Origin of the sequence: Massilia eburnea (assembly GCF_050709955.1) — a bacterium.
GTDB classification, from domain to species: Bacteria; Pseudomonadota; Gammaproteobacteria; order Burkholderiales; family Burkholderiaceae_D; genus Rugamonas; species Rugamonas eburnea_A.
Genome location: NZ_JBNZFX010000031.1, coordinates 203,558 through 227,007, shown reverse-complemented (window position 1 = coordinate 227,007; position 23,450 = coordinate 203,558). Strand labels below are relative to the sequence as shown.

Annotated in this window: 21 protein-coding genes and 1 pseudogene; 12 read left to right on the top strand and 10 right to left on the bottom strand. The window is 62.9% G+C overall.

The genetic code is table 11. The features are described from left to right. Positions 1 to 52: 52 nt before the first annotated feature. From ACQ4MM_RS18170 to ACQ4MM_RS18155, 4 genes are all read right to left on the bottom strand, one after another. The gene (locus tag ACQ4MM_RS18170) at positions 53 to 973 is read right to left on the bottom strand and encodes an alpha/beta fold hydrolase (protein ID WP_431478652.1); all 921 of its coding nucleotides are present in this window, start codon (positions 971 to 973) and stop codon (positions 53 to 55) included. 77 nt (positions 974 to 1,050) lie between these two features. Then, positions 1,051 to 1,179, bottom strand: a complete 129-nt coding sequence (locus ACQ4MM_RS18165; RefSeq protein WP_431478651.1) for a hypothetical protein — start codon at positions 1,177 to 1,179, stop codon at positions 1,051 to 1,053. Then, on the bottom strand, positions 1,176 to 1,553 hold the full coding sequence (locus ACQ4MM_RS18160) for a PH domain-containing protein (protein ID WP_431478650.1): 378 nt from the start codon (positions 1,551 to 1,553) through the stop codon (positions 1,176 to 1,178). The genes ACQ4MM_RS18165 and ACQ4MM_RS18160 overlap by 4 nt, the downstream gene beginning before the upstream one ends. A 42-nt stretch (positions 1,554 to 1,595) precedes the next feature. After that, positions 1,596 to 2,576 (bottom strand): lipin/Ned1/Smp2 family protein, encoded by a 981-nt coding sequence (locus ACQ4MM_RS18155; protein ID WP_431478649.1) that lies wholly within the window; start codon positions 2,574 to 2,576, stop codon positions 1,596 to 1,598. 158 nt (positions 2,577 to 2,734) lie between these two features. Between ACQ4MM_RS18155 and ACQ4MM_RS18150 the strand changes: the two genes are divergently transcribed. Next, entirely contained in the window at positions 2,735 to 4,864 is a 2,130-nt protein-coding gene (locus tag ACQ4MM_RS18150; protein WP_431478648.1) for a ricin-type beta-trefoil lectin domain protein, read from the top strand. Positions 4,865 to 4,892: 28 nt separating this feature from the next. Here ACQ4MM_RS18150 and ACQ4MM_RS18145 read toward each other — a convergent pair whose 3' ends face one another. The 6 genes from ACQ4MM_RS18145 to ACQ4MM_RS18120 form a co-directional block, all read right to left on the bottom strand. After that, positions 4,893 to 6,851, bottom strand: a complete 1,959-nt coding sequence (locus ACQ4MM_RS18145) for a putative bifunctional diguanylate cyclase/phosphodiesterase (RefSeq protein WP_431478647.1) — start codon at positions 6,849 to 6,851, stop codon at positions 4,893 to 4,895. 354 nt (positions 6,852 to 7,205) lie between these two features. Further along, positions 7,206 to 7,616, bottom strand: coding sequence for an ExbD/TolR family protein (locus tag ACQ4MM_RS18140; RefSeq protein ID WP_431478646.1), 411 nt, complete (start codon positions 7,614 to 7,616; stop codon positions 7,206 to 7,208). Further along, the gene (locus ACQ4MM_RS18135; RefSeq protein WP_431478645.1) at positions 7,616 to 8,353 is read right to left on the bottom strand and encodes a MotA/TolQ/ExbB proton channel family protein; all 738 of its coding nucleotides are present in this window, start codon (positions 8,351 to 8,353) and stop codon (positions 7,616 to 7,618) included. Before ACQ4MM_RS18135 ends, ACQ4MM_RS18140 begins: the two co-directional genes overlap by 1 nt. 21 nt (positions 8,354 to 8,374) lie before the next feature. After that, positions 8,375 to 9,160: an energy transducer TonB gene (locus ACQ4MM_RS18130; RefSeq protein ID WP_431478644.1), complete on the bottom strand. Its 786-nt coding sequence runs from the start codon at positions 9,158 to 9,160 to the stop codon at positions 8,375 to 8,377. A gap of 12 nt (positions 9,161 to 9,172) precedes the next feature. After that, the gene (locus ACQ4MM_RS18125; RefSeq protein WP_431478643.1) at positions 9,173 to 9,832 is read right to left on the bottom strand and encodes a cytochrome b/b6 domain-containing protein; all 660 of its coding nucleotides are present in this window, start codon (positions 9,830 to 9,832) and stop codon (positions 9,173 to 9,175) included. A 13-nt stretch (positions 9,833 to 9,845) separates the two neighbouring features. Continuing rightward, positions 9,846 to 10,292: a rhodanese-like domain-containing protein gene (locus ACQ4MM_RS18120; protein WP_431478642.1), complete on the bottom strand. Its 447-nt coding sequence runs from the start codon at positions 10,290 to 10,292 to the stop codon at positions 9,846 to 9,848. Here ACQ4MM_RS18120 and ACQ4MM_RS18115 point away from each other — a divergent pair. From ACQ4MM_RS18115 to ACQ4MM_RS18065, 11 genes and pseudogenes are all read left to right on the top strand, one after another. Further along, positions 10,291 to 10,563 (top strand): hypothetical protein, encoded by a 273-nt coding sequence (locus tag ACQ4MM_RS18115; protein ID WP_431478641.1) that lies wholly within the window; start codon positions 10,291 to 10,293, stop codon positions 10,561 to 10,563. The genes ACQ4MM_RS18120 and ACQ4MM_RS18115 overlap by 2 nt on opposite strands. 102 nt (positions 10,564 to 10,665) lie before the next feature. After that, a complete protein-coding gene (locus ACQ4MM_RS18110; RefSeq protein WP_431478640.1) occupies positions 10,666 to 13,467 on the top strand; it encodes a TonB-dependent receptor domain-containing protein in 2,802 nt (933 codons plus the stop codon). Between the two features lie 177 nt (positions 13,468 to 13,644). Continuing rightward, positions 13,645 to 16,368 (top strand): TonB-dependent receptor, encoded by a 2,724-nt coding sequence (locus ACQ4MM_RS18105; protein WP_431478639.1) that lies wholly within the window; start codon positions 13,645 to 13,647, stop codon positions 16,366 to 16,368. A 179-nt stretch (positions 16,369 to 16,547) separates the two neighbouring features. Next, positions 16,548 to 18,851: a DUF1549 and DUF1553 domain-containing protein gene (locus ACQ4MM_RS18100; RefSeq protein WP_431478638.1), complete on the top strand. Its 2,304-nt coding sequence runs from the start codon at positions 16,548 to 16,550 to the stop codon at positions 18,849 to 18,851. Positions 18,852 to 18,879: 28 nt separating this feature from the next. Further along, positions 18,880 to 19,812 (top strand): annotated as a pseudogene (locus ACQ4MM_RS18095) (DUF1501 domain-containing protein); the annotation flags it as partial. A 136-nt stretch (positions 19,813 to 19,948) separates the two neighbouring features. Beyond that, the gene (locus tag ACQ4MM_RS18090; protein WP_431478637.1) at positions 19,949 to 20,326 is read left to right on the top strand and encodes a DUF1501 domain-containing protein; all 378 of its coding nucleotides are present in this window, start codon (positions 19,949 to 19,951) and stop codon (positions 20,324 to 20,326) included. A 12-nt stretch (positions 20,327 to 20,338) separates the two neighbouring features. Further along, on the top strand, positions 20,339 to 20,722 hold the full coding sequence (locus ACQ4MM_RS18085) for a hypothetical protein (protein WP_431478636.1): 384 nt from the start codon (positions 20,339 to 20,341) through the stop codon (positions 20,720 to 20,722). 3 nt (positions 20,723 to 20,725) lie between these two features. Next, positions 20,726 to 21,343: a c-type cytochrome gene (locus ACQ4MM_RS18080; RefSeq protein ID WP_431478635.1), complete on the top strand. Its 618-nt coding sequence runs from the start codon at positions 20,726 to 20,728 to the stop codon at positions 21,341 to 21,343. Between the two features lie 19 nt (positions 21,344 to 21,362). After that, entirely contained in the window at positions 21,363 to 21,947 is a 585-nt protein-coding gene (locus ACQ4MM_RS18075; protein WP_431478634.1) for a peroxiredoxin, read from the top strand. A gap of 17 nt (positions 21,948 to 21,964) precedes the next feature. Continuing rightward, the gene (locus tag ACQ4MM_RS18070) at positions 21,965 to 22,942 is read left to right on the top strand and encodes an SMP-30/gluconolactonase/LRE family protein (protein WP_431478633.1); all 978 of its coding nucleotides are present in this window, start codon (positions 21,965 to 21,967) and stop codon (positions 22,940 to 22,942) included. Between the two features lie 28 nt (positions 22,943 to 22,970). After that, entirely contained in the window at positions 22,971 to 23,450 is a 480-nt protein-coding gene (locus ACQ4MM_RS18065; protein ID WP_431478632.1) for a c-type cytochrome, read from the top strand.

Genomic DNA, 23,450 nt, shown 5'->3' with positions numbered 1-23,450 from the left:
GGTGTGCTCAGCGCGAGGGAAGCAGTGGGATTTCCGCTGCGGGCGCGCGTCTTCATCGGCGTCCTGCTGATCCGTTACGCAGGAAATCCAGCACTTCTTCGTACAGTTTGAAGCGCGCAGCCTCGAGGTGCATCACGTGGGTGCCGCGCGGGATGCTTGCGTAGCGCGCGCCCTTGATCGCGGCCGACAGCGCGCGGTAGTCGGCATCGCTGGGCCAGGCGTCCCATTCGCCGCGCACCAGCAGCACCGGCATGTCCAGCCGTGCCGGGTCGTAGTAGGTGCGGCCTTGCTGCAAGTCCGCCAGGTCCGCACTAGGGCCGGCCGGAAAACGCACCGAGCCTTCGCGGCGCGCGTCCGATGCCAGCCACTGGGCGCCCCAGCGCGTGAAGATATCGGCATGTAGCAGCGAAGGTTCTTGCGGCGGGCGCAGGCTGTCCATGGCGGCGATGCGCTGGCCAGGTGTCAACTCCTCATAGGCATCGGCAGGCTTGGCAGGAGCCTGCGCCTGTACCGGCGCCGCGCGCGGGGTGATTGCCGCGAACAGCACCAGCTTTGCCACCTTGGCCGCATGGTCCTGCGCATAGCGCGCAGCTACCGATCCGCCCCAGGAATGCCCGACCAGCAGGACTTGCCGCTGGCCGGTTTTGCGCAGGATGGCATCGACCGCGCTGCCCACGTCCTGCGCCACCTCGCGCGCACGTCCGGGCGGCGACGGTAGATCGGCGGCATAGCGATCCGACAGGCCGTAGCCCGGGAAATCAAGCGCGTACACGTCGTATCCACGGGCCGCCATCCAGTCCATCCACGACTGGCCATCCATGCGGAAATCGAACGACAGTCCAGAGGGGAATGAAGACCCGTGCACGAACAGCACCGGCGGCGCCCCGTTGGCATGGTCAGGCGCGGTGTGGCGCACGCGCGCCACCAAGGCCGGCTGGTGGCTGGGAATATCGATCACTTGGTAGGCTGGCATGGCTGGCTCCCGTAAAAGCCATCATGCTAGCGGCAGAGTCGCCGCAACAATTCGTCCGCCGGCGAATGGTGGATGCGCTAGCAAACCTTGAAGACGCGCAGCCAGTCGCAAGTCCACATGCTGACGCGGTGCAACAGCCCGGCAGGATCGCCCCAAATGAAGAAGGCGGCCGCAGCCAACACCAGCACGAAGACAAATCGCTTCATTTCAGCACATAGCTCGCCAGGACTGCCTGCACTTCATAAATGCTCAGGCGCTTATTGAATTTTTGAGTGAACGGCTCCGCGGTGCTTGAGATCCAGATCTTCAGGTCCGCGTCGAGGTCCAGCGTGCCGCCGGTCTCGATGCTGAAACGCGTTACGCTCTTGTAAGGGATCGAGTGATACTCCTTCTTGCTGCCCGTGACGCCCTGGATATTCACCACCACCAGGCGCTTGTCGGTAAACACGAAATAGTCGCGTATCAGTTGGTAAGCATGCTCCACTCGTTCATTCGGCGCAAGGACTTTTGCGAAGTCCGCGCGCAAGTCCTCTATGTCGATCTTGGAAGCGTTGCCCAGCATGCCATCAAGGATTCCCACGTCAAACCTCCTTCTCAATGTTCAAAGTGGGAATCTACCACGTTACAGGCGGCAGCTGGCTACCGGGGTGGGCTCCACCACAAAGCTGTAATGGGCGGTGTAATCGCCTTGGATCGGCTGCGTGCCGGAGGCGCCGGCGTTCGGACCGATGATGTAAGTTTGGGCTTTGGGTATGCCGCCATCGGCATAGGCCGCGATATCGGTCGTGGCATTGCCGTAGGCCCGCACGATGTTCAGGCCGACCGTGTTGCGCAGGTAGCGCACGTAGTCGGTCTTGAACTGCTGCGTATTGGGCGGAATGGGGCCGTCGCCGTAGGGATTGGAGTGGTAATGCCATTGGCCCATGTTCTGGATTTTCAGCCATTCCAGGCCGTCCTTCGTGACCCAGTAAGGCCGTCCGGTGAGGAAGATAACCTGGTAGCCTTTCTGGCGATAGGCATTCACCACCTGGGGCGCAAAGGAATACGCCGTTGCCGTCTTGACGCCGACGTAGTCTGCATAGGCTTCGAAATCGTTGATCGTCAAGGTGCCGTCGATGTCGAACAGCACCGCGTCGCGGTTCGGATCGACCACACTTAAGTAACCGTTGGTGCTACTCAGGTCGCCCTCCACCACGAAGCGCACAACATAATCGCCGACTGGACGCACGCCCAGCGGCACATTGACCTTGCCGTCGCTATTGGTGATGAAATTTCCGAGATACTGCCATTGCTGCATGCCGGTGCCGTAAAGATAGGCGTGCACCCGCTCGCCTTCCAGGTCCTTGTGCAGGACCGCGTCGTAATCGAATTTACCGGTGATCGTCGCCGCCTGGCCGGCCTTCACGATAGCATCGTGGGCCATATGCCAGGGCTTGTAAACCCCGGCCAGGATGGTGTTGCCAAAATTGGCGAAACCCTTGCGCGCGGGGCCCGAAAGTGTCGGCGGGTTGGCCGCCGATACGTAGTCCGGGCAAGCTGCCATTGCAGGCAGGGTGGAAAAGGCGCACGCGATCACGACCGCGCGGCTCACGGTTTTCAGCATCTGTTCCTCCTTTAAGTGGTCTACCCCGGCAAAACTAGCAGGACTCTGCTACAAGTAAATGACCGCACGAGCCAAAATCTTAGAGGTGTGCCTCCATCGTCTTCACGCCATTCGTGGGTTAAGTTTGCCGGTTAGGGACACTCACTATCGGAGGCAGAATGAAGCTGGCAGGCGTCATCGTTTCTCTCCTGTTCGGGATGCAGGCATTGCACGCCGCAGACCTGGGCCTGGGCATCCGCACGCAGTACGACGTGGCGATGGACACACCGCTCAATCGCATCCAGGTGCTGGGCGCGCACAATGCGTGGAATGACAGCGGCGCCACCTGGGCCAACCAGCGCTGGCCGATGAACCAGCTGCTCAATTCGGGCATCCGCAACGTCGACCTTGATCTGCACATGAACAATGGCGAGGTGCAGCTATGCCACCAGGACTGCTCGGCGATCTACGGCGCCGCTGACAACTACCCCAACGAACTGTGGAAGATTCGCAACTGGCTTGATGCCAATCCGAAGGCGATTGTCTTCGTCGACCTGGAAGACCGCGCCAACAATCAGGCCGGCGTGGTTGGTCCATTGACGGCGGTCTTCGGTTCACTGCTGTACAAGCCATCCGACAAACCCGCCAGCCGCTGGGAATCGCCGCGCGAGATGATCGCCCGCGGAAAACGCGTGATCGTGAAGTCAGCCAACAACACCTACGACGGCGCCGTGGTCTGGCAAGGCCCGTTGTTCGCGACCGGCGCTGCGGGCGGCTGGAACAGCCGGCAGGTCAAATTCGTCAACACCGCCAACTGCACGGTGGACGGCGCGCCAATCGACCAGGAAAAGATCTATGCCGTTTCCGACTCCAAGCTGGGCAAGGACGTGCTGCCCGATTCCTGGATCGACGAAACCGGCACCATCGACGCTTCCAATATCCCTGCCCTGCTGCGCTGCGGCGTGGACAACATCGATGCGGATCGATGGGACGAAGGCATGATCGCTTCCGCCATCTGGTCCTGGGCCGATGGCGAGCCAAACGACTACAACAACGAAGACTGCGCGCAAATGCGCGGCGATGGGCGCTGGAACGATGGCGCTTGCACCACCGCGTTGCGCTTCGCCTGCCAGAACAAGGGGCAGCCTGACGACTGGCGTGTCACACCAGCCGCTGGCGCCTGGCAAGGCGGCAAGCAGGCTTGTATTGCAGCCTTCGGCAGCGGCTTTGCGTTTTCCGTTCCCGCCAACGCGTACATGAATGAACGCCTGCGCCTGGCGGCAGGGGCGAACCCTGTCTGGCTCAATTATTCCGACCAGGCGGAAGAAGGAAAATGGGAGAAGTATGACGACGCGCCAACGCGCTGGGATACTGGCGCCTACGGCAACAACGAGGACCGTGCACAGACCTTGCGCCTGCCTGGCGCCGGCGCGGTACGCATCAATATCAGCGGCTCGCTTGGCGCCGGCGACGTGCTGCGCGTCTACGACAGCAACCGCCGCCTGTTGCAAAGCTTCAGCGGAGCGCTGGCCCATTCCCTGGTCGTGGCCGACAACGCCGTCATCGCGCAACTGGTATCCGATGGTGCCAGCACCTCCAGCGGCGCCAGCGTCAGTATCGAAGCACTTGCCACCGCCTGGAACAGCGGCGCCTACGGCAATAACGAAGACCGTTCGCAATGGCTGGCCATTCCGGGTGCTGCCGCCCTGAAGGTCTACGTCAATGGCAGCACCGATGCGAACCGGGACTTCATCCACGTGTACGACCGCAACGGCACGCTGGTGAAATCGTTGTCCGGCGCCATTGCTACCAGCTTCATGGTGAGCGGCGACAGCGCGCGCATCCGGGTGGTGTCGGACGGATCAATCACCGGCGCGGGCGTAACCGCCAGCGTCAAGCCAGGCAGCGCTTATGCCTTCCGCAAACTGGTCGATGGCCGCGGCAAGTGCATCGACATCGAAGGCAACAATATGGCCAATGGCACGCCGGTCCATCATTGGAGCTGCCAGGGCCAGGTCACGCAATTGTGGTACCACGACCCGGATGGCCTATTGCGCAGCAAGAACAATCCGGACAAATGTGTCGACGTCTACGCCTTCGGTACCGGCAACGGCTCCAAGCTGGTGGTCTGGGACTGCAACGACAAGGCCAACCAGCGCTTCTCCTGGTCCGGCCAGACCCTGCGCCCGGCGCATGCACCGGGCAAGGCGATCGACGTCAAGGACGCCTGGTGGGGCTCATTCGACGGCCAGGACCTGCACCTGTGGGATTATCAGGAAAGCTGGGGCCAGAGCTGGCACTGGGAGTGAACAGGAAGTGAGCCTCGCAGGTTGAGCCTCATGCCACTTTCCTCCCATTTGCCAGGAAGTCCTTCGCGGCGTACGCAGCCAACGGACGGGCGAAGTAATAGCCTTGCAGCAGGTGACATCCCAGCTTGCGCAGCTGCGCAGCCTGCAGCGCATCTTCCACGCCTTCCGCCACGAGTTCGAGGCCGAGATTACGCGCCAGGCCAACCGCGGTAGCGCAAATCTCCAGGTCTTTGGCGGACTTCCCGATATCGCGCACAAAGCTGCGATCGAGCTTGAAGGCATGCACCGGCAGCAGCTTCAGGTAGCCAAGCGAGGAATAGCCAGTGCCGAAATCGTCGATCGATAGCCGCACACCCAGCCTGCGCAAAGCTTCCAGTCTTTCGATGGATCGTTGCGGGTCCTGCATCAGCACGGACTCCGTAATTTCGAGTTCGAGGTCGGCGCCCCGCAGGCCGGCGCGTTGCAAGGCCGACTGCACGGTATCGCCAAGGTCCGACACCAGCAACTGCTGCGCCGACAGGTTGACCGCCACGCGCACTTCAGTGAAACCGTTTTCACGCCAGCTTGCCAATTGCCTGCAGGCGGCATCGATCACCCACGAACCGATAGCGGCGATAACGCCCGTCGCTTCAGCCAACGGAATGAACTTATCCGGCATCACCAGCCCCAAAGTCGGATGATGCCAGCGAATCAGCGCTTCCATGCACACCACGCGATCGGAGGCAGCACAGACCTGCGGCTGGTAGTGCAGGACGAACTGCTCTTTTTCGAGCGCATCCTTCAACTCGGCTTCGAGGCCGATGCGTTCGTTGAGCGACTGCTGCAGCGCAGGGTGGAACACGCGCAGGTTGCCGGGGCCGGCGTCGCGCGCCTGGTGCAGCGCGAGAGCCGCCGATGCCAGCAGGTCTTCCGCCGACGACGCATGATCCGGATAGACCGCCACGCCGGCGCTGAAGGTCATGTTCAAGACGGTGCCCGGAATCGAGAACGGCGGCTTGATCGCGGCCAGTATGCCCTCCACATCGCTTTCGATGCCAGCCCAGGTCTTGTGTCCCACAATGCCAACAACAAAGCGCGCACTGCCAAGTCGCGCCACCAGCATGCGCCTGCCGCAATGCTGCCGCAGGCGCTGCGCCGCTTCGACCAGCAACTGGTTGCCGGCCTCGTAGCCGCGCGTGCCATTGATGATTGCCAGCCGGTCGAGGTCGAGCAGCAGAACCCCCATCCTGGTCAGGTTCGATTCGCTCTGGACGAACATCGCGTGCAGCTTTTCCAGCGCCCCGGCGCGATTGGGCAGGCGCGTCAACGCATCGTTGGTCAATGCATGTTCGAAGCGCAGGCTGGCGCGCTTGTGGCTCTCCACCTCCAGCTCCAGCGCGGCACTGATGCGGATTTTCTCGGTCATGCGCTGGGTGGCTTCGCGCCGCACCAGCAGCAGGTAGGAAGCGGCGAGGAACAGGAAACCAAAGCCGCTCAGGTACGGCAGTTGCAGCAAGCCCGCATCGGTGGCGCCGCCGAGCGCAGTGGTAACGATAATCAGCACCACCGAGGCCCACACCAGGCGGTTCGAAAAGCGCGCACGCTCGCGCCGTACCCGAATGCAGAACATGGCTGCATACACCGCCGCGCCAATCGACAGCAGGCGGTTGACGGCGTACGCCGCTGTAGTCTCCCCCGCAAGCAGGAAGCCAGGGTCGCCCCACATCAATTCACCAGGGGCTACGGTCGAAAGTGCGGAAAATCGGTAGCCAAATGGTGCAGCAAAGTTGATTGCCGCCAGCGTGAACGTCACCAGGGCTACCGCATAGGTCAGGCGGAACGCCCACTTGCGCGCATCGAGCGAAGCGAGCAGGTACCAGACCTGCGGCACCAGCAGCAACGAGAAAAAGTTCACCCATTTATGTGCAGCGATGGCGGCCGCCAAGCCGGGCGCCACCAGTTGCCGGACATTGGATAACTGGAACAAGGCAAATGTCAGGCAGAGCACTGAAAAGGTCCAGCAAGCCCGTACGTACGAGCTGCTGCGCGCCAGCAAAGCCGCCTGGAATGCACACATTGCTAGCGCTCCCACGGAGATTAGGTAGAGCGAAGCAATGGGAGTATCCATACCGTCCTCAGTTTTCTTCTTGGCAATTCGCGTTATTTTATTACAAACACGGGAACCGACCATTTTTCTTCAGAACATACTGACTTGGTAGTTATATCAAGACCAACCCCGGAGTTCTTTATGAAAAGTGTCACCGGTGTCTATGGGAGGGTGTCGATGGAATCTGCGCGCAACGGAGGGGATGCTGGCAGCGGCCACGGAAGCGTGGCCGCGCAGTTTGACGCTTGGCGGCGTTCAGCCGGCCGGTTCGGTCAGCACCGATAGTTTGCTGACGCCCGAACGCTGGATGTGCGCAATCACCTGCGCCACCGACCGATACGGTACGCCCTGGTCAGCTTGCAGGCTGAGCGCCAGGTCAGGGTCGCTGCCGACCAGGGTGCGCAACTCGCCTTCCAGCGCACCGAGCGAGACTTCGCGCTTGTCGATGTAGATTCGGTTTTCCCCATCCACGCTGACCGTAACGCTCTTGGCCTGCGTGGCCGGCGTGGTGGTAGCCGTCTTGGGAAGGTTGATCCGCACCGCGTTGTTCAGCAGCGGCGCGGTGAGGATGAACACCACCATCAGCACCAGCATCACGTCCACCAGCGGCGTGATGTTGATTTCGCTAACCACGTCGCCGCTATCCCTGCCAGTAGTGAATGCCATTATGCAGCCGCCCCTGCCGGCAAGCCGGCCGTCAGTTCGACTGTCACGGCGGCGCTGCGCTGCGGCGCCCTGGCTGCCGGCGGGTTCGCTACGCGGAAGTTGTTGCGCTGCGCGAGGTTGACGAAGTCGGTCGCGTAGTTATCCAGTTCCGCCGCGGTAACCTTCAGGCGGCGTACGTAGAAGTTAAAGGCCAGTACCGCAGGAACCGCTACCGCAATGCCCACACCGGTGGCAATCAGCGCTTCGCCGATCGGGCCGGCCACTACATCGATGCTGGCAGAGCCGCTGGCGCCGATCGCACCCAGGGCGTGGATGATACCGAACACGGTACCGAACAGGCCGACGAAAGGCGCGGTCGACCCGATCGATGCCAGGATCGCCAAGCCGCTTTCCAGCGACTGGTATTCCTTGTGGATCTGCTGGCGCAGGTAGCGCTCCAGCAGTTCCCTGCGGCCCCAATCGTGTTCCAGGTCAGCACCGGCATCGGCATCGCTTACGTACAACGCTTCAAAGCCCACTTCGGCCAAGCGCGATTTTGGGCTGGCGCCATTCGGCAGCGCGGCTGCGGCGTCAAGCGAGCTGGCGCTCCAGAAAGCCTTGCCGAAAGCCTTGTCGCGCTTGCTGACGCGGTAGTGCTGCACGCCCTTGGCGGCGATCAGCACCCAGGTCACCACGGAGAACAGCACCAGCGCGTACAACGAGCCTTGTACGATCAGTTCGAGGTAATGGGATTGCATTGAAGATTCCTTTCAGCAGATTCACGAGAGTTTGAAATTCAGAGGGACTTTGACCCAGCCGTCGATCGGCGTCTGGCCGCGACGCGCCGGCTCGAAAGCCCAGCCCTGCACGGCCTTCACGGCAGCGTCGTCCAGGATCTTGTGGCCGCTGGATTTTTCGACGTTGATGGTGGCGGGCTTGCCGGTGGCCAGCACTTGCACCTTGAGGACGACTTGTCCTTGCAGGCCGCGATCCTGCGCCAGTGCCGGATAGTCCGGTGCGGGGTTGTTGCGGTAATCCGCGAAGCCGCGTGGTTCGGTGACCGGTTCCGGCGCCCGCGGTGCGGGAGGCGCCGCAACCGGGGCCGGCGTCGGAGGCTGCGGTGTGGTGGCAACCGCCACGGTGTCCGCACTTGGCGGCCCGGAATCGACCACCTCGCGCACCACCGGCAAAGGCTGGCGCACCGGCACAGGCGCCTGCTTCGCCACTTGCGGCTGCGGCTTCGGCGGCTCCGGGGGCGGCGGTGGAGGGGGCGGCGGTGCGAACTCCAATGCCAGCGGTTCGGCCTTCGGCGGCGCCAGCTTGGCGTCCGCAGGCAGGTTCCGCAAACCGATGATGATGGCCGCATGCACAAGCACCGCTGCACCGGCCAGCAGCGCCAGGCCGGTCTTGCTGTGCAAGCCCTGTTTCAGCAAATCCGGCCGCACGGCGGCGGCCGTCGGTTGCGACTGTGCGGCATGCGCCTGCTGGCGCGGCGCACTTCGGACGCGGGCGCGGCGCGGCGCATAAGACGCCGAATGGAAACTGTCGAATGTCAGGGATGTCATGGGATTCCTTTCCTAAAATTTCACCAGGCCGGCTCCGCTTGCAAGGCTCATCGCCAGCACGCCGGCGCCGACGGCGCCAGCCAGCGCACTCCAATGCCAGGTTGCTGCAGCATGTGTGGCGGTCGTGGTATCGCTCTTCCAGCCGGTGAGCATCGGCTTGACGAGGTTATTCCTGCGCAGCAGCAGGTGGGCTGCAATGGCCAGCACATGCAACGCAATCAATCCAAACAGCAGGTAGGCCAATTGTTGGTGCAGGCCGGTCAACTGCAGTGAGCGGCCTTCGTCGACCAACTCTGCCAACGGGCCCTGGAAGGAGATCTCGTCATTGCCGAACAGGCCGGTTCCCGCCTGCAGTCCGAGCAAGGCCAGCAAGGCGAATACGGACAGCGCACCCAGGGGATTGTGGCCGTGGCCTTGCCATTCGCCCGCCAGGTAAGCGCGCAAGCGGCCCGGTGTCGGCGCGAAATTCACAAAACGGGCAGCCGCTGCGCCGGCGATGCCCCACACCAGCCGGAACGCCACCAGGCCAATAATGGCAATGCCCGCATAGCCATGCACGGTCATCCAGTCGCCGCCCACCAGCCCGCTGGCGATGGCCACCGTTACCGATAGCACCAACGACCAGTGGAACAGCCGTGTCGGCAAGTCCCAAACGTAAATGCGGGAACTCATACGCCAGCCTTCCTTACTGGGGCGCTGCCTGGGCTACAGGACGTGCCGGCGGCGGGCCCACTCGGGTGATCTTGCCGCCCTGTGCTTCATAGTCTTCCGAGCCGGTGGCGCCGGCGACCTTATAGCCCTTGCTGGTCAGCAGGTCGCCGATCGCGCCCGCACGGTGGGCATGGTTCGACACGGTCAGGATCACGCGGTCTTTCGGAATGAAGGCCAGGTTCTGTTCAACTTCCTTGGCTTGCACATTCAGGTAGACCGGGAAGCTGCCTTTCGCCGTCAGTTCGTCAGGGCGGCGCACGTCGACCACCAACAGCTTTTCCGGCTTCGCCAGCAATTTATCCACTTCGGCGCGTTCCAGTTGCTTGGTCTTGTACTTCCACTCTTGCGGCGCTTGCTGTGCGAAGGACGATGCGGCAGCCAAGACCAGGCTCAGTGTCATCAGGGATTTGATTGCTTTCATGGCATTCCTCAAGAAGCGCAGTGCGCGAATCGCACCGCTGTCGCAGGCAGTGATCGCAACTACCATGCCAGTTGCCGCTGCAACGCAGCACATCCCGCCGCAAGGCCCGCCGTTGCTGGCCTCCAGCCGAACTACCTTGTCCGCTGTAGCGGCCTGGCCACCGCCGCAATTGCTGTTTGGCCAGCATGCGCCATGCTGCACTGCTGCATTTGCAACAGCCGCGCATCTTTGTTGCAGCAACAGCACTCGCGCTGGCAAAGTGCTGCCATGACATCAGCGAAAAGCGCAGACCTCCTTTAATGGCGGGCTTCCTTCGAATGGCATGGTCCTTGCGACGTGTAAGGCATTTTCACCACGCCATAAGCCACCATCCATGCATAAGCAAATTCAACGCCGTCATATCGCTCGCCTGCTGCCCATCGTTGCCCTGCTGGCCAGCGCCGGCATCCATGCCCATGCGGCCGGCCAGCCCGCCGATCCCGCCGTCGCCGAACTGCGCGCGGAACTCGCCCGCATCCAGGCTGAAAACGCACGCCTGCGCGAAGCACTCGCCGTGCAAAGCGGCGCCACGGCGCCTGCGCCCGCCCTCGTTCCGGCCGCGGCGCCGACCGCACAGACTGCGCCCGAGGAGGAGGCCCAGGCTCTTGGCGCGGTAACCGTCCGTGGCCGCAAGAAGATCGAGACCTTGAAGGAAGTCCCGATCTCCATCTCCGTCGTCAGCGGCCAGGAACTGGACCGCGAGCTGGCACAAGACCTTTCGGCCATTACCAAACGCGGGGCCAATGTGCAGTTCAACCAGAACAACACGCGCGGCGCATCGCTTTCCGTGCGCGGCCTGGGCAAGCGGTCCTTCACCGAAACGCAAGACCCCAGCGTCGGCGTGGTGGTGGATGGCGTCAGTTACGGCCTGTCGCAGCTTGCCAACTTCGATTTCTATGACGTGGAGTCGGTCGAAGTCACGCGCGGCCCCCAAGGCACCCTGGGAGGCAAGGGCGCCAGCTCCGGCGTGGTCAGCATCAACACGCGCAAGCCTTCGTTCTACCCTACGGCCGACTACTCGCTCACCTACGGCAGGAATGAAACGGTGATCGCCAAGGCCAACCTGGGTGGCCCCGTCATCGATGAACTTCTGGCATGGCGCGGCTCCTTCATCGTGCACCGCGCACGCGGCTACTACGACAACAACTTCGACCACAACTACAGCCTGTATAACAAGAACCGTGTCAGCGGCCGCACCCAGTTCCTGTTCACTCCGACCGGCACCTTCAACGCGCGCATCAGCCTGGACGTGGAGCCGCACGCACCGCAGGTCCAGAATGGCCTCACTTTCTACAAGAGCATCCCTGACACCTTTGCCGACGGTAGCCTGGCCGATCCTAGCGGCACCACCACACGCGCCAAACTTGCCGGATTCCGTAACGCCGCCGGCGTGTTCACCGGTGCGCGCGACTGGTTCGTCGGGCGCTCCTTCAACGGCACGCCCTACACCTATGACGGAAACTATATCGGCGAAAACCGCATCAACTTCAATGAAAACCAGGGCCAGACAGTGCACAGCAAAGGTGGCTCCGCGGAGCTGGTGTGGGACTTGCCGGCGCATACTTTCAGCTCGCAGTCGGCCGTACGCACCTATTCCTTCGATGCGCACAATGACGAGGGCACGCCATTCGATATCAGCCGCAATGGCGGCGGCGGCGTCGACTACAAGCAGTTCACGCAGGAGTTCAAGCTGAAATCGAAACCGGGTGGCGCATTCGATTTCGTGACAGGCCTGTTCCACGTCCGCACCGACGATGATATCGCCTCCAAATCCGGCTGGGGCTCGGACGCCGGCGCCTGGTTCGCCACCAATGCGCAATACAACACGCTGGAACGCAATGCCGGCACCAATCGCGGCGCCGGCCGCGCCCTGCTGAAAGATTCGCTGGAAGACCTGATCGTCAAGGGCGATACCGTGGTTCACACCAATAGCACCGCCATCTTCGGCAATGCGACCTGGCATGCGACCGACGCTTTCAGTCTTGGCGGCGGTTTGCGTTTCACGCGCGAAGACCGCACCACCACCGACACCCGCGTGCTGGCCGCAAACGGGGCCGGCGCCGCCCTCAATCCAGTCGAGGTGCGCGGGGTTGCGCTGGGCGGCTTTAACAGCGCCGCCAATGGCGCACTGGCCGCCGGCAACAGCGCCGAACAGCTGGCCTTGGCCGATAGCATCGCCAACAAGTACTTCGGCATCGCCACTTACAGCAGCCTGACGACGGCGCAACTGGCTCAAGTGGCAGCCGCCAAGTCGCTGCGCGCGGGCCAGATCGGCCAGATGATTTCCGGCATCGAGAGCCAGTACAAGGACATGCTCTACACCGCTGCACTGGCGCCGTCCTACCGTTTCAACGACCAATACAGCGCCTACACCTCCTGGCAGTACGGCGAGAAATCCGGATCCGCCTTGAACGTCAACGGCGTCAATGCCAATGTGCGGCCGGAGAAAACCCATGCCTTCGAAATCGGCCTGAAATCCAGCCTGCCGCAATATGGCCTGGTGCTGAATGCGGACCTGTTCCTGATGAAGATCAAAGACTATCAGTCGGCAGTTCGCGTGGTCGATGAATTCACCACTGCCACCAATATCGCCAACGGCCAGGCCAACCCGATCGCCTACGTCACCGCGCAGGGCAACGTGCCGCGAGCCCGTGCCAAGGGCTTCGAGTTCGACGGCGTCTACAGCGGCATCCAGAACCTGTCGATCCGCTTCTCCGGCGCCTGGAACGATGCCCGCTACATCAGCTTCCCACAGGCGGCCAAGCCGGACGAATTGGCTTACCTGCCAGGCGCTTATATCGACCAGGGCGGCCTGACCCTGCCCGGCGCCGCCAAATGGACCGGCAATATCGGCGCTGAATACCGCAAGCCCCATGAGGGCCACGAATACCACGCCAGCTTCAATACCGCCCTGACCAGCCGCTATAACAATACCGATACGCTGTCTTCCTACGGGTGGGTCAGCGGCGGCGCCACCACCGACCTGTCGCTCGGCGTCGCCTTCAAGGGCGGATTCGATGTCAGCCTGGTCGTCAAGAATGCCTTCGACAACCGCAAGCATGAACCGGCATGGCTTAGCTACTCGCCCAATCCTTATCCGCGCTGGTACGGCGTGACGTTCAGCGGCAAGCTCTAAGCTGCGGTGCCATATGCATATATTGTTTTGGCCATGAACGGTTCCGTGCAAAGGAGCCCGGGCGCTGTTGCACCGCCAACAGGGCCCGGACAGGGAGGCCTTTATTGACGGGCTTTCCACCTTGGCACGCCATTTGCAAAAAAGAGGCTATTCCCTTGTCGAACGAAAGCCTCATACATGAAGACCCATAAAAAATACCGCGCCGCCCTCCCCCTCGCTGCCCTGCTGACCTCCGCCCCGCTGTACGCCGCCGACCCCACGGTGGCCGAGCTGCAGGCGGAAATCGCACGTCTCAAGCAAATCATCGCAACGCAAAACCAGGGCGCGGCGCCGGCGCCCGCCTCCGGCACACCTGCAGCAGCTGTTGCCGCCGTCGAACCGGCGCCGGCCGCTGAGGAATCACAGACGCTGGGCGAGGTAACGGTGCGCAGCCGCAACCGGCTGGAGCGCCTGCAGGACGTGCCGCTGTCGGTCTCCGTCGTCACGGGCAAGGAACTGGATCGCCTGCAGGCCACCGACATCAAGTCCCTGACCCAGCGCGCCGCCAATGTCTCTTGGAACCAGGGTAACCAGCGCACCGCCAGCCTGGCCATTCGCGGCGTCGGCAAGCAAGGCCAGACCGAGGCGCAGGATCCGAGCGTTGGCCTGATCGTCGATGGCGTCAACTACGCCTACAACGCCTTGTCCTCCAGCTTCGACTTCACCGACGTCGATGCGGTGGAAGTAACGCGCGGCCCGCAAGGCACGCTGTTGGGCAAGAACACCAGCGTGGGCGTGGTCAACGTCACCACGCGCCGCCCATCGTTCACCCCGGATGCGTCGTGGTCGCTGACGCTGGGCCAGCAGGACACCGTACAGGGCCGCTTCGCCGCCGGCGGCCCGATCGTGGACGGTGTGCTGGCCTACCGCGCCAACCTGTCGGTCAGCAAAGGCGAAGGCGATATCAAGAATGCCTACAACAGGGACATCACCTACACCAACAAGGACCGCGTCTCCGGCCGCCTGCAATTCCTGCTGACTCCCGACGCTTCGTTCAGCGCCCGCATCGCGCTCGACGCCCAGCCGCGCGCCGGCGAAACCACCAATGGCCGCACCATCAACCTGCCGACGCCGAAGCTGTATTCAAACGGCGCCGTCAACCCGCTGTCGACCGATACCGCCACGCGCCTGGCGCGGCGCTGGTTCACCCAGCAAACCGGTTACAGCTACCAGGACAACTTCCTGAACGAGAAGAACGGGCAAGTCAACAACGACAACCAGCGCCCGCTGGTCACTGGCAGCAACGGCGCCGCCGCAGAACTGAACTGGTACCTGGACAAGTTCAACATCACCTCCATCACGGCATACAAGGACTACCACTTCAACGCCACCAACGACGAGGGCACCCCGTTCGACGTGCACCGCAACTCGGGCGGCTTCTGGAACGACTACCGCCAGGCCACGCAGGAACTGCGTTTGAGCTCACAGCCGGGCGGCTTGGTCGATTACCAGGCCGGCATCTTCCTGATGAAGGTGAACAACCAGGCCGATTACCGCCGCGAATGGGGCAACGACGCCGGCGCCTGGTATGCCAATGCCGCGCAATACAACCGCCTGGATGCCAATGCGGCCGGGCGCTACCTGCTGCAAAACTCGCTGGACCGCCTGCAGATGTCGTTCAACTCCCCGGCTGGCACGCAGGATATCCGCAACAAGAGCGCCGCCATCTTTGCGCAGGCAAACTGGCATCTGTCCGAACCGCTGACCGTCACCACCGGCCTGCGCTTCACGCGCGAAGACCGCCGCAACACCGGCAGCACCCTGGTCAACAATTACGGCAACGCGCCGGAGCTGAACCCTGTGGCAATCAATGGCGTGGCCTTCGGCGGCTTTTCCACTGCGGCCAACGGCTCGCTCCTGGCGAGCAATAACCCGGCCCAGCTCGCGCTCGCCAACAGCCTGGCGGCCAAATACTTCAACGCAGCTTCGTACAGCGCGCTGAGCACCGCCCAGCAACAGCAGGTGGCCGATGCGAAAGCCATCCGCGCATCCCAGATCGGCGTGATCTTCCCATCCACGGAAGCGGCGCCGTTCAAGGACACCCTGCCGGCCTTCGTGCTGAGCCCATCGTACAAATTCAATAAGGACCTGACCGCCTACGCCTCGTGGCAATACGGTGAAAAGGCCGGCATTTCGCAGTTGACCAATGGTGTCTCGAACCTGGTTCGCAAGGAAAAGACCAGCGGCTTTGAAACGGGCTTCAAGTCCGCGCTACTGGACCGCAGGCTGCTGGTCAACGCCAACCTGTTCCTGATGAACATCAAGGACTACCAGCAGGCGGTGCGCGTTCTCGACGTATACACCACGAACCTGAACAGCGACGGCCAGTTGTACTACACCACCGCCACCGGCAACGCACCCAAAGTGCAGGCCAAGGGCATCGAGTTCGACGGTGCCTACTCGGGCATCCCGTACACCACGCTGCGATTCTCCGGCGCCTACACCGACGCCCGCTACAAGGACTTCAAACAGTCCGCGCAACCGGCGGAAAACGGCTACCCCGGCGCCGCGCCTTACCGCGACGTGACAGGGGAAGCCTTGCCGGGCGCCTCGAAGTTCACCTTCAATCTCGGTGCCGATTTCCGCAAGCCGGTGTGGAGCAACAAAGAGTTCCACGCCAGCTTCAACACGGCCTTCAATTCGCGCTACAACGCCGACAACACGCTTTCCAGCTATGGCTGGATTGGAGCCTCCTCGATCACCGACCTGGCAATCGGCCTTGGTACCCGCGGCGGATCTTTTGACGTCAGCGTGGTGGTGAAGAACGCTTTCGGCAACGACTCCCCTCTCACCAGGACCTGGAACTCCTACACCCCGGCCGTGCCGCGCTGGGCGGGGCTGGTGGTCAGCGGATCGCTGTGATGCGCGGCTGATGATCCGACAACAACGGTGCTGCCGCGCTGCATGCGGTGCACCACCCCGCTGCCGGCGGCGGCCCGTAAAGGCCTTGCGAATCAAGTACTTGAATGAACCGGCCGCCCCGGCATGGCGGTTGCTAATAGAGCTTCAGGCATAAAACCAATCCACAGGAGCACCTGCAGATGAAACTCAGAACCACCACCCTCGCCATCCTTCTGGCTTCTTCCACCGCAGCCTCGATCGCGGCTGACGAGAAGGCGCCAGCCGCAGCACCAGCCAAGGCGTGGCAGTACTCTACCGTCCAGGCGCCGGAAGTCCCGGCAGTCAAGCAGAAAGCATGGGTTCGCACCCCGATCGACGCCTTCGTGCTGGCCAAACTGGAACAGAAAAAGCTCAAGCCTTCCAGCGACGCCGACCGCGCCACTTACATCCGCCGTGCCACTCTCGATAGCTGGGGACTGCTGCCAACGCCGGAGGAAGTCGACGCCTTCGTCAAGGACAAGTCGCCGGACGCCTACGAAAAGCTGGCCGACCGCCTGCTCTCGTCACCGCACTTCGGCGAGCGCCAGGCGCGCCGCTGGCTGGACCTGGCACGCTACGCCGACAGCGCAGGCTTCCAGAACGATAACACCCGCCCCAACAACTATCGCTACCGCGACTATGTGATCAAGGCCTTCAACAGCGGTAAGCCGTTCGATCGCTTTATAAAGGAACAGGTCGCGGGCGATGAACTGTTCCCGGACAGCCAGGAGGCGAAAATCGCCACCGGCTTCCTGGCCGGCTATCCGGACAACTCCAACTCGCGCGACCTGGTGCAGCGCAAATACCAGATCGCCACCGACATGACCGACACCGTCGGCGAAACCTTCCTCGCTTCCACCATCGGTTGCGCGCGCTGCCACAACCACAAGGCGGACCGCGTAAGCCAGAAGGAATACTTCCAACTCCAGGCCTTCTTCGCCAACACCAGCTTCGACGAGAAAGTGCCAGCGCAGAAAGGCGAGGAAGAACTGGAGTATGAGAAGAAGCAGGCCGCTTACCGCGCCGCCACCAAGGATATCCGCGACAAGCAGAAGGCCATCCTCGACACCGTTCGTGAAGCGGGCGTGAAATACCACAAGGAACGCTACCTGACCGACAGCCGCGAATCGATCTTCAAGCCGGAAGCGCAATGGACGGCCCTGGACCGCTGGGTCAACTTCCGCCTGAAGACTGTCAGCACGGAGAACGATGTGGTGCAATACCTGCGCCTGACCGCGGAAGACAAGGACAGCGCGGATTACAACGCGGAGAACGTCGAGAAGTGGAAGCAGTACCAGAAGCTGACCGCCGACCTGCGCAAGTTCGACAAGCAGCGCCCTGAACGCGGTTCGCTGTTCCTGACTGCCGCCACGGAACTTGGTCATTCAGATGCGCCGCCTACCCATGTACGTTTCGGCGGCGTGCACGAGGCGCCGCTCGATGCGGTGGAACCGGGCATACCGGCGCTGTGGGCCAATGGCGCGAAGGTGCAGATCAATCCTACCGCAACTTCGTCCGGCCGCCGCACCGCACTGGCGAACTGGCTGGCCAGTCCGGAAAACCCGCTGACCGCCCGCGTCTTTGCCAACCGTGTCTGGAGCCAGTACTTCGCCAACGGCATCGTCGCCACGGTGGCGGATTTCGGCCGTGCCGGCCAGAAGCCTACCCACCCTGAATTGCTGGACTACCTGGCCGCCGACTTCGTGAAGAACGGCTGGAACGTGAAACAGTTGCACCGCCAGATCCTGCTGTCGTCGGTGTACCGCCAGTCCTCCACCGAGCGCGCCGACATCGCGGCGGCGGATCCGGACAACAAGCTGCTGGGCGTGTACCCGCGCAAGCGGCTGGAAGCGGAGCAGGTCCGCGACTCGCTGCTGGCCGCGTCCGGACGCCTGGAAGACAAGCTGGGCGGCCCTGCCGTGTTCCCGAAAGTGCCGTCGAACTTCAGCGCCGGCAACCTGTGGACCGAATCCAAGGATCCGCACGACCAGTACCGCCGCAGCATCTATACCTTCGTGCGCCGTAGCGTTCCCTACCCGTTGACGCAGAACTTCGATCCTGCCGATCCGTCCCAAGCCCACCATAAGCGCAATGTGACCACCACGCCGCTGCAGGCTCTTGCCCTGTTCAACAGCGACGTGGTGCTGGGCTGGTCGCAGGCGCTGGCAGGCCGCGTGATCCGCGAGGCTGGCAACGATGAAACGGCGCAGCTGAACCGCCTGTACGAAATCCTGTTTGCCCGTACCCCGAGCAAGGCAGAACGCGCCACGCTCAAGGACTTCCTGGACAAGCAGCAAAAGATCATTGAGGCCCGCAATACCAGCGGCAAGGACGAAGGCAAGTTCGAGGTGGCCATCCCGACTGGCCTGGACGGCAAGCAGAAGATCAATCCACTGCGCGCCGCAGCGCTGGTGGACCTGGTGCACACCGTCGCCAACTCGAACGATTTCATCTACCGCTTCTGAACCCGATACCACCTAAAGGAAAACTGATATGTGCTTCAATTCTCGTCGCGACTTCCTGTTGAAATCCGGCCTTGGCATGGGCGCCGCCGCTGTCACCGGCCTGCTGCCCGGCGGCGGCCTGCTGCAGGGCGCCATGGCCGCCGACCTGGTCGACCCGCTGGCCTCGAAAGCGCCGCACTTTCCGGCCAAGGTCAAATCCGTCATCTGGCTGCACATGAACGGCGCTCCCAGCACGCTCGACCTGTTCGACTACAAGCCTGACCTGATCAAGCTGGCGGGCCAGGACGTGCCGGCCTCCTTCCTGAAAGGAATCAAGACCAGCACCCAGGGCGGCGTCGGCAAGCTGTATGCCTCCAAGCGCGAATGGAAGCAGCACGGCCAGAGCGGCCACTGGTTCTCCGACCTGGTGCCGAACCTGGCCACGCAATCGGACAAAATCGCCTTCATCAAATCCAGCGTCACCGTGGGCGCCACGCACGACATCTCGATCCTGAAGCTCAACACCGGCGACCTGAGCCCGGGCCGCCCTTCGCTGGGCGCGTGGGTCAGCTACGCGCTGGGTTCCGCCAATCCCGACCTGCCGCCTTACGTGGTGCTATACAACGGCAAGAACGAGCCAAGCGCCGGCTCGGTCAACTGGAACTCGGGCTTCCTGCCGGCGGTGTACCAGGGCACCGCTTTCCGTCCCGGTGCTTCGCCGATCTTCTACCTGGAACGCCCGGAACTGCGCACTGACGGCCAGCAGCATGCTTCGCTCGACCTGCTGCGCAAACTGAACCAGAAGAACGCCGACCGCTATCCGTCCGACACCGAACTGAAAGCGCGCCTGCGCTCTTACGACCTGGCCGACCGCATGCAGGTCTCCGCGCCGGCCGCGGTGGACCTGTCGAAGGAAAGCGACGCGACCAAGGAACTGTATGGCATCAACGACGAAACGTCGTCCAGCTACGGCACCACGCTGCTGCGTGCGCGCCGCCTGGTGGAGCGCGGCGTGCGCTTCATCCAGGTGGTGTCGGGGGCGCCGGATGGCCAGACCGAAGTCACGAGCTGGGGACGCCCACAACGACCTGGAAAAGAATCACAGCATCAACGCGCGCATGATCGACAAGCCGATCGCCGGCCTGCTGGCGGACCTGGAATCGCGCGGCCTGCTGGAGTCGACGCTGGTGGTGTGGACCTCCGAGTTCGGCCGCACCTCGTATGGGCAGAGCGGAAATGGCCGCGACCATAATCCTTGGGGCTACACGCAGTGGGTGGCGGGCGGCGGCGTCAAGGCCGGCTACACCCACGGCGCGACCGATGAAATCGGCCTGCAGGTAGCAAACAAGGACCAGGCGGTCGACACCTACGACTTGCACGCAACCGTGCTGCAGTTGCTGGGTCTTGACCACCTGAAGACCACGTTCCTGAACAACGGACGTTCCGAGCGCCCGACCGTCGTGTACGGCAAGGTGATCAAGGAACTGCTGGCCTGACCCTGGAGACGCATGCGAAAAGTACCAATCCTACTGACCCTGCTGTCTGTCGCCATCGCCCTGAATGCGGTTTGCGCCGAACCGGAAATGGGCATGGACTTGATGCAAAACATTGAGGACGCCAACAAAAGCCTGTCATCCAATATTGCGCTGGCCAACAAGCAGGCGGCCGGCGACGACGCGAAAGAGCTGGCCCGCATGTTCCTGGAAGTGGAAACCTTCTTCACACATAAGGGCGATGCGACCAACGCGGTCGACCTGGCGCGGCAAAGCCGCGAACTGTCGGCCGAGATCGTGCAGCTGGTCGCCACCGGCAAATTCGAAGTCGCCACCGACAAGGCCACCACCTTGTCGCGCACCTGCCGCACCTGCCACACCTTCTACAAGAAGGAATAGCAGATGGCCACGTTCCAAGCCGCGCTGCTGGCCGGCCTGCTGTCTGCCGCCCTGGCGCAGGGCGATGCCGAATCCGGCCGCACTAAGGCCGATTCGGAGCGTTGCCTCGAATGCCACGGGCAAGCTGGTGTCGGGCAGGGCCACAGCGCAGGCGAAGACGGCAAGTTTGCACGCCTGGACGGCCAGCAGCACGCCTACATCGTCAAGCAGGTCGAGGACTTCCGCGCCGGCCGCCGCAAGGGCGACTTCATGGCCATGATGGCTGCCAGCGTCAGCGACCAGGACGTGGCCGACATTGCCGCCTACTTTGCCGCGCAACCGGCGATGGCGGCGGCAAAGGCCGCCCCGCAAGAGGCCCGGTACAGCGCCATTGCCCAGTTGTTCCGGCAAGGCGATGCGACGCGGCAGCTCATGGCTTGCGCGGCTTGCCACGGCGGCACCGGCGAAGGCTTGGCCGGCGCCGGTCCTGTGATCGGCGGCCAGGGACGGCGCTACCTGGCGCAGCAATTGCACAACTGGCGCAGCGGTGAACGCAGCAACCACCCAGCCATGCGCGCAGCGGCCGCCCGGCTGACAGATGCAGAGATCGACGCCCTCGCGCACTACGTATCGGAAATGTAAGAAAACCAATGGAGAAACCATGCTGAAAAAACTGATGACGGCCGCCGCGCTGGCCGCTTTGGGTACGCTTCCCGCGCACGCCGCGCTGAACGCAGGCGACGCGGCACCTGCCTTCACCACGCAGGCCTCGCAAGCGGGAAAGGCCTTCGAGTTCTCGCTGAAGGAAGCTTTAAGGAAAGGACCGGTCGTCGTTTATTTCTATCCGTCGGCCTACACCGGCGGCTGCAACGTCCAGGCACACACCTTTGCCGTCAACCATGACAAGTTCACCGCAGCCGGCGCCAGCGTGATCGGCGTATCACTCGACAGCATCAAGCGCCTGAATGACTTCTCGGCCGACCCCGAATACTGCGCCGGCAAGTTCCCGGTCGCTTCGGATGCAGACGGCAGCATTGCCCGTTCCTACGAGCTGGCAATCCGCGCCGCGGCAGCCGGCAAGAAAGACACGCGCGGCGCCGACATCGACCACGCCACCACCGAGCGCACCACCTTCATCGTTACGCCCGACGGCCGCATCGCCGCTGCTGTCGGCGGACTGACCCCGGCGGCCAACGTCGAAAAGGCGCTGGAAGTCGTCCAGCAACTGTCGCGCAAGCGCACCTGACCCAAGGACTAAAAACAATGAAAAACAGCTTTGCCCTTTCCACTGTACTGGCCCTGCTGCTGGCAGCTTTCGGCAGCGGCGCCTGCGCCCAGCAATCCACCGCCGCCATCAACGGCGTGGTCGCAGCCGGCACCCCGATTGAACTGATCAAGGACGGATTCAGCGGCACCGAAGGGCCAATCGCCCTGCCGGACGGGAATTTCGCATTCACCGAAACCCAGGCCAACCGCATTACCCGCATCGCGCCTGACGGCAGCATTTCCACCTTGCTGGAGAACAGCAACGGCTCCAACGGCCTGGCCATCAACCCCGAGGGCGAGGTGTATGCCGTGCAAGTGAAAGAGCCGCAAGTCGGCATCGTCTACCCTGCGCACAGCGCACGCGTGCTGGCGGCGCGCTATGAAGGCGCACCGTTCGGCCGCCCGAACGATATCGTCCTTGACCGCAAGGGCGGCGTCTACTTTACCGACTCCGGCGTGAACCCGCCGGCTCCTGGCACCGCTTCAGCGCCGCAGCCAGCCGAGAAGCCGGCCAAGCCCGCGGTCTACCACATCTCCAACGAAGGCGCGCTGACCCGCCTGGCTGCCGACATCGAGCGCCCGAACGGCATCCAGTTGAGCCCCGATGAAAAGATCCTGTACGTCGCCAACACCTTTGGCGAGTACGTGCTTGCCTACGACATCCTGGGTGACGGCAAGGTCGGCCCACGCCGCAACTTCGCCAAGCTGGAAGGCTTCCGCAAGACCGAAACCGGCGCCACCAGCGGCGCCGACGGGCTGGCGGTCGATGCCGAGGGCCGCGTGTACGTCGCCAGTACTGCCGGCATCCAGGTCTTCAGCAACAAGGGCGAAGCGCTGGGCGTCATCGCCTTGCCGAAGGCGCCGCAGAACATCGCCTTCGCAGGTCCGGGCAAGAAGACCCTGTACGCGGTAGGCCGCGGCGCAGCGTACAGGATCGCCACGCTGACCCAGGGCTTCACCGGCCGCGCCAAATAACCGATTCACGACCAACCAGAGGAGTCCCATGAAGAAAGCAGCAACCCTCATCGGCGCCGCCGCGCTGGCGGCAGCCACGTTTGCAGCGACCACCCCTGCCAATGCCCAGCAAGGGCCGAAACCGGAAAACCTGATCAAGTGGCGCCAATCCGCGTTCCAGGTGGTGGCCTGGAACACCGGCCGCATCAAGGCTTCGCTGGACGGCACTTACAACAAGGAGGACGTGCAACGCGCTGCCAACAGCATCGCCGCCATCGCCAACGGCGGCCTGGCAGCACTGTTCGCACCGGGAACGGAGCAAGGCAAGGGCTGGCACGACACCAGCGCCAAGGCGGAACTGTTCAAGGATCAGAAGAAGTTTGCCGACCTGAACGCCAGCTTCGCCAAGGAGTCAACGGAACTGGCGACGCTGAACGCCGGTGGCGACGTCAACGCGATCAAGGCGCAGTTCGGCAAACTGCAGCGCACTTGCAAGAGCTGCCACGACGACTTCAAGGCGAAGGAGTAA

Excerpts from the sequence above, each read along its gene's own strand:
- ACQ4MM_RS18170 (WP_431478652.1), bottom strand. The coding sequence starts at position 973 with ATGCCAGCCTACCAAGTGATCGATATTCCCAGCCACCAGCCGGCCTTG.
- ACQ4MM_RS18165 (WP_431478651.1), bottom strand. The coding sequence starts at position 1,179 with ATGAAGCGATTTGTCTTCGTGCTGGTGTTGGCTGCGGCCGCCTTCTTC.
- ACQ4MM_RS18155 (WP_431478649.1), bottom strand. The coding sequence starts at position 2,576 with ATGCTGAAAACCGTGAGCCGCGCGGTCGTGATCGCGTGCGCCTTTTCC.
- ACQ4MM_RS18150 (WP_431478648.1), top strand. The coding sequence starts at position 2,735 with ATGAAGCTGGCAGGCGTCATCGTTTCTCTCCTGTTCGGGATGCAGGCA.
- ACQ4MM_RS18140 (WP_431478646.1), bottom strand. The coding sequence starts at position 7,616 with ATGGCATTCACTACTGGCAGGGATAGCGGCGACGTGGTTAGCGAAATC.
- ACQ4MM_RS18135 (WP_431478645.1), bottom strand. The coding sequence starts at position 8,353 with ATGCAATCCCATTACCTCGAACTGATCGTACAAGGCTCGTTGTACGCG.
- ACQ4MM_RS18130 (WP_431478644.1), bottom strand. The coding sequence starts at position 9,160 with ATGACATCCCTGACATTCGACAGTTTCCATTCGGCGTCTTATGCGCCG.
- ACQ4MM_RS18125 (WP_431478643.1), bottom strand. The coding sequence starts at position 9,832 with ATGAGTTCCCGCATTTACGTTTGGGACTTGCCGACACGGCTGTTCCAC.
- ACQ4MM_RS18115 (WP_431478641.1), top strand. The coding sequence starts at position 10,291 with ATGGCATTCCTCAAGAAGCGCAGTGCGCGAATCGCACCGCTGTCGCAG.
- ACQ4MM_RS18120 (WP_431478642.1), bottom strand. The coding sequence starts at position 10,292 with ATGAAAGCAATCAAATCCCTGATGACACTGAGCCTGGTCTTGGCTGCC.
- ACQ4MM_RS18110 (WP_431478640.1), top strand. The coding sequence starts at position 10,666 with ATGCATAAGCAAATTCAACGCCGTCATATCGCTCGCCTGCTGCCCATC.
- ACQ4MM_RS18105 (WP_431478639.1), top strand. The coding sequence starts at position 13,645 with ATGAAGACCCATAAAAAATACCGCGCCGCCCTCCCCCTCGCTGCCCTG.
- ACQ4MM_RS18100 (WP_431478638.1), top strand. The coding sequence starts at position 16,548 with ATGAAACTCAGAACCACCACCCTCGCCATCCTTCTGGCTTCTTCCACC.
- ACQ4MM_RS18090 (WP_431478637.1), top strand. The coding sequence starts at position 19,949 with ATGATCGACAAGCCGATCGCCGGCCTGCTGGCGGACCTGGAATCGCGC.
- ACQ4MM_RS18085 (WP_431478636.1), top strand. The coding sequence starts at position 20,339 with ATGCGAAAAGTACCAATCCTACTGACCCTGCTGTCTGTCGCCATCGCC.
- ACQ4MM_RS18080 (WP_431478635.1), top strand. The coding sequence starts at position 20,726 with ATGGCCACGTTCCAAGCCGCGCTGCTGGCCGGCCTGCTGTCTGCCGCC.
- ACQ4MM_RS18075 (WP_431478634.1), top strand. The coding sequence starts at position 21,363 with ATGCTGAAAAAACTGATGACGGCCGCCGCGCTGGCCGCTTTGGGTACG.
- ACQ4MM_RS18070 (WP_431478633.1), top strand. The coding sequence starts at position 21,965 with ATGAAAAACAGCTTTGCCCTTTCCACTGTACTGGCCCTGCTGCTGGCA.
- ACQ4MM_RS18065 (WP_431478632.1), top strand. The coding sequence starts at position 22,971 with ATGAAGAAAGCAGCAACCCTCATCGGCGCCGCCGCGCTGGCGGCAGCC.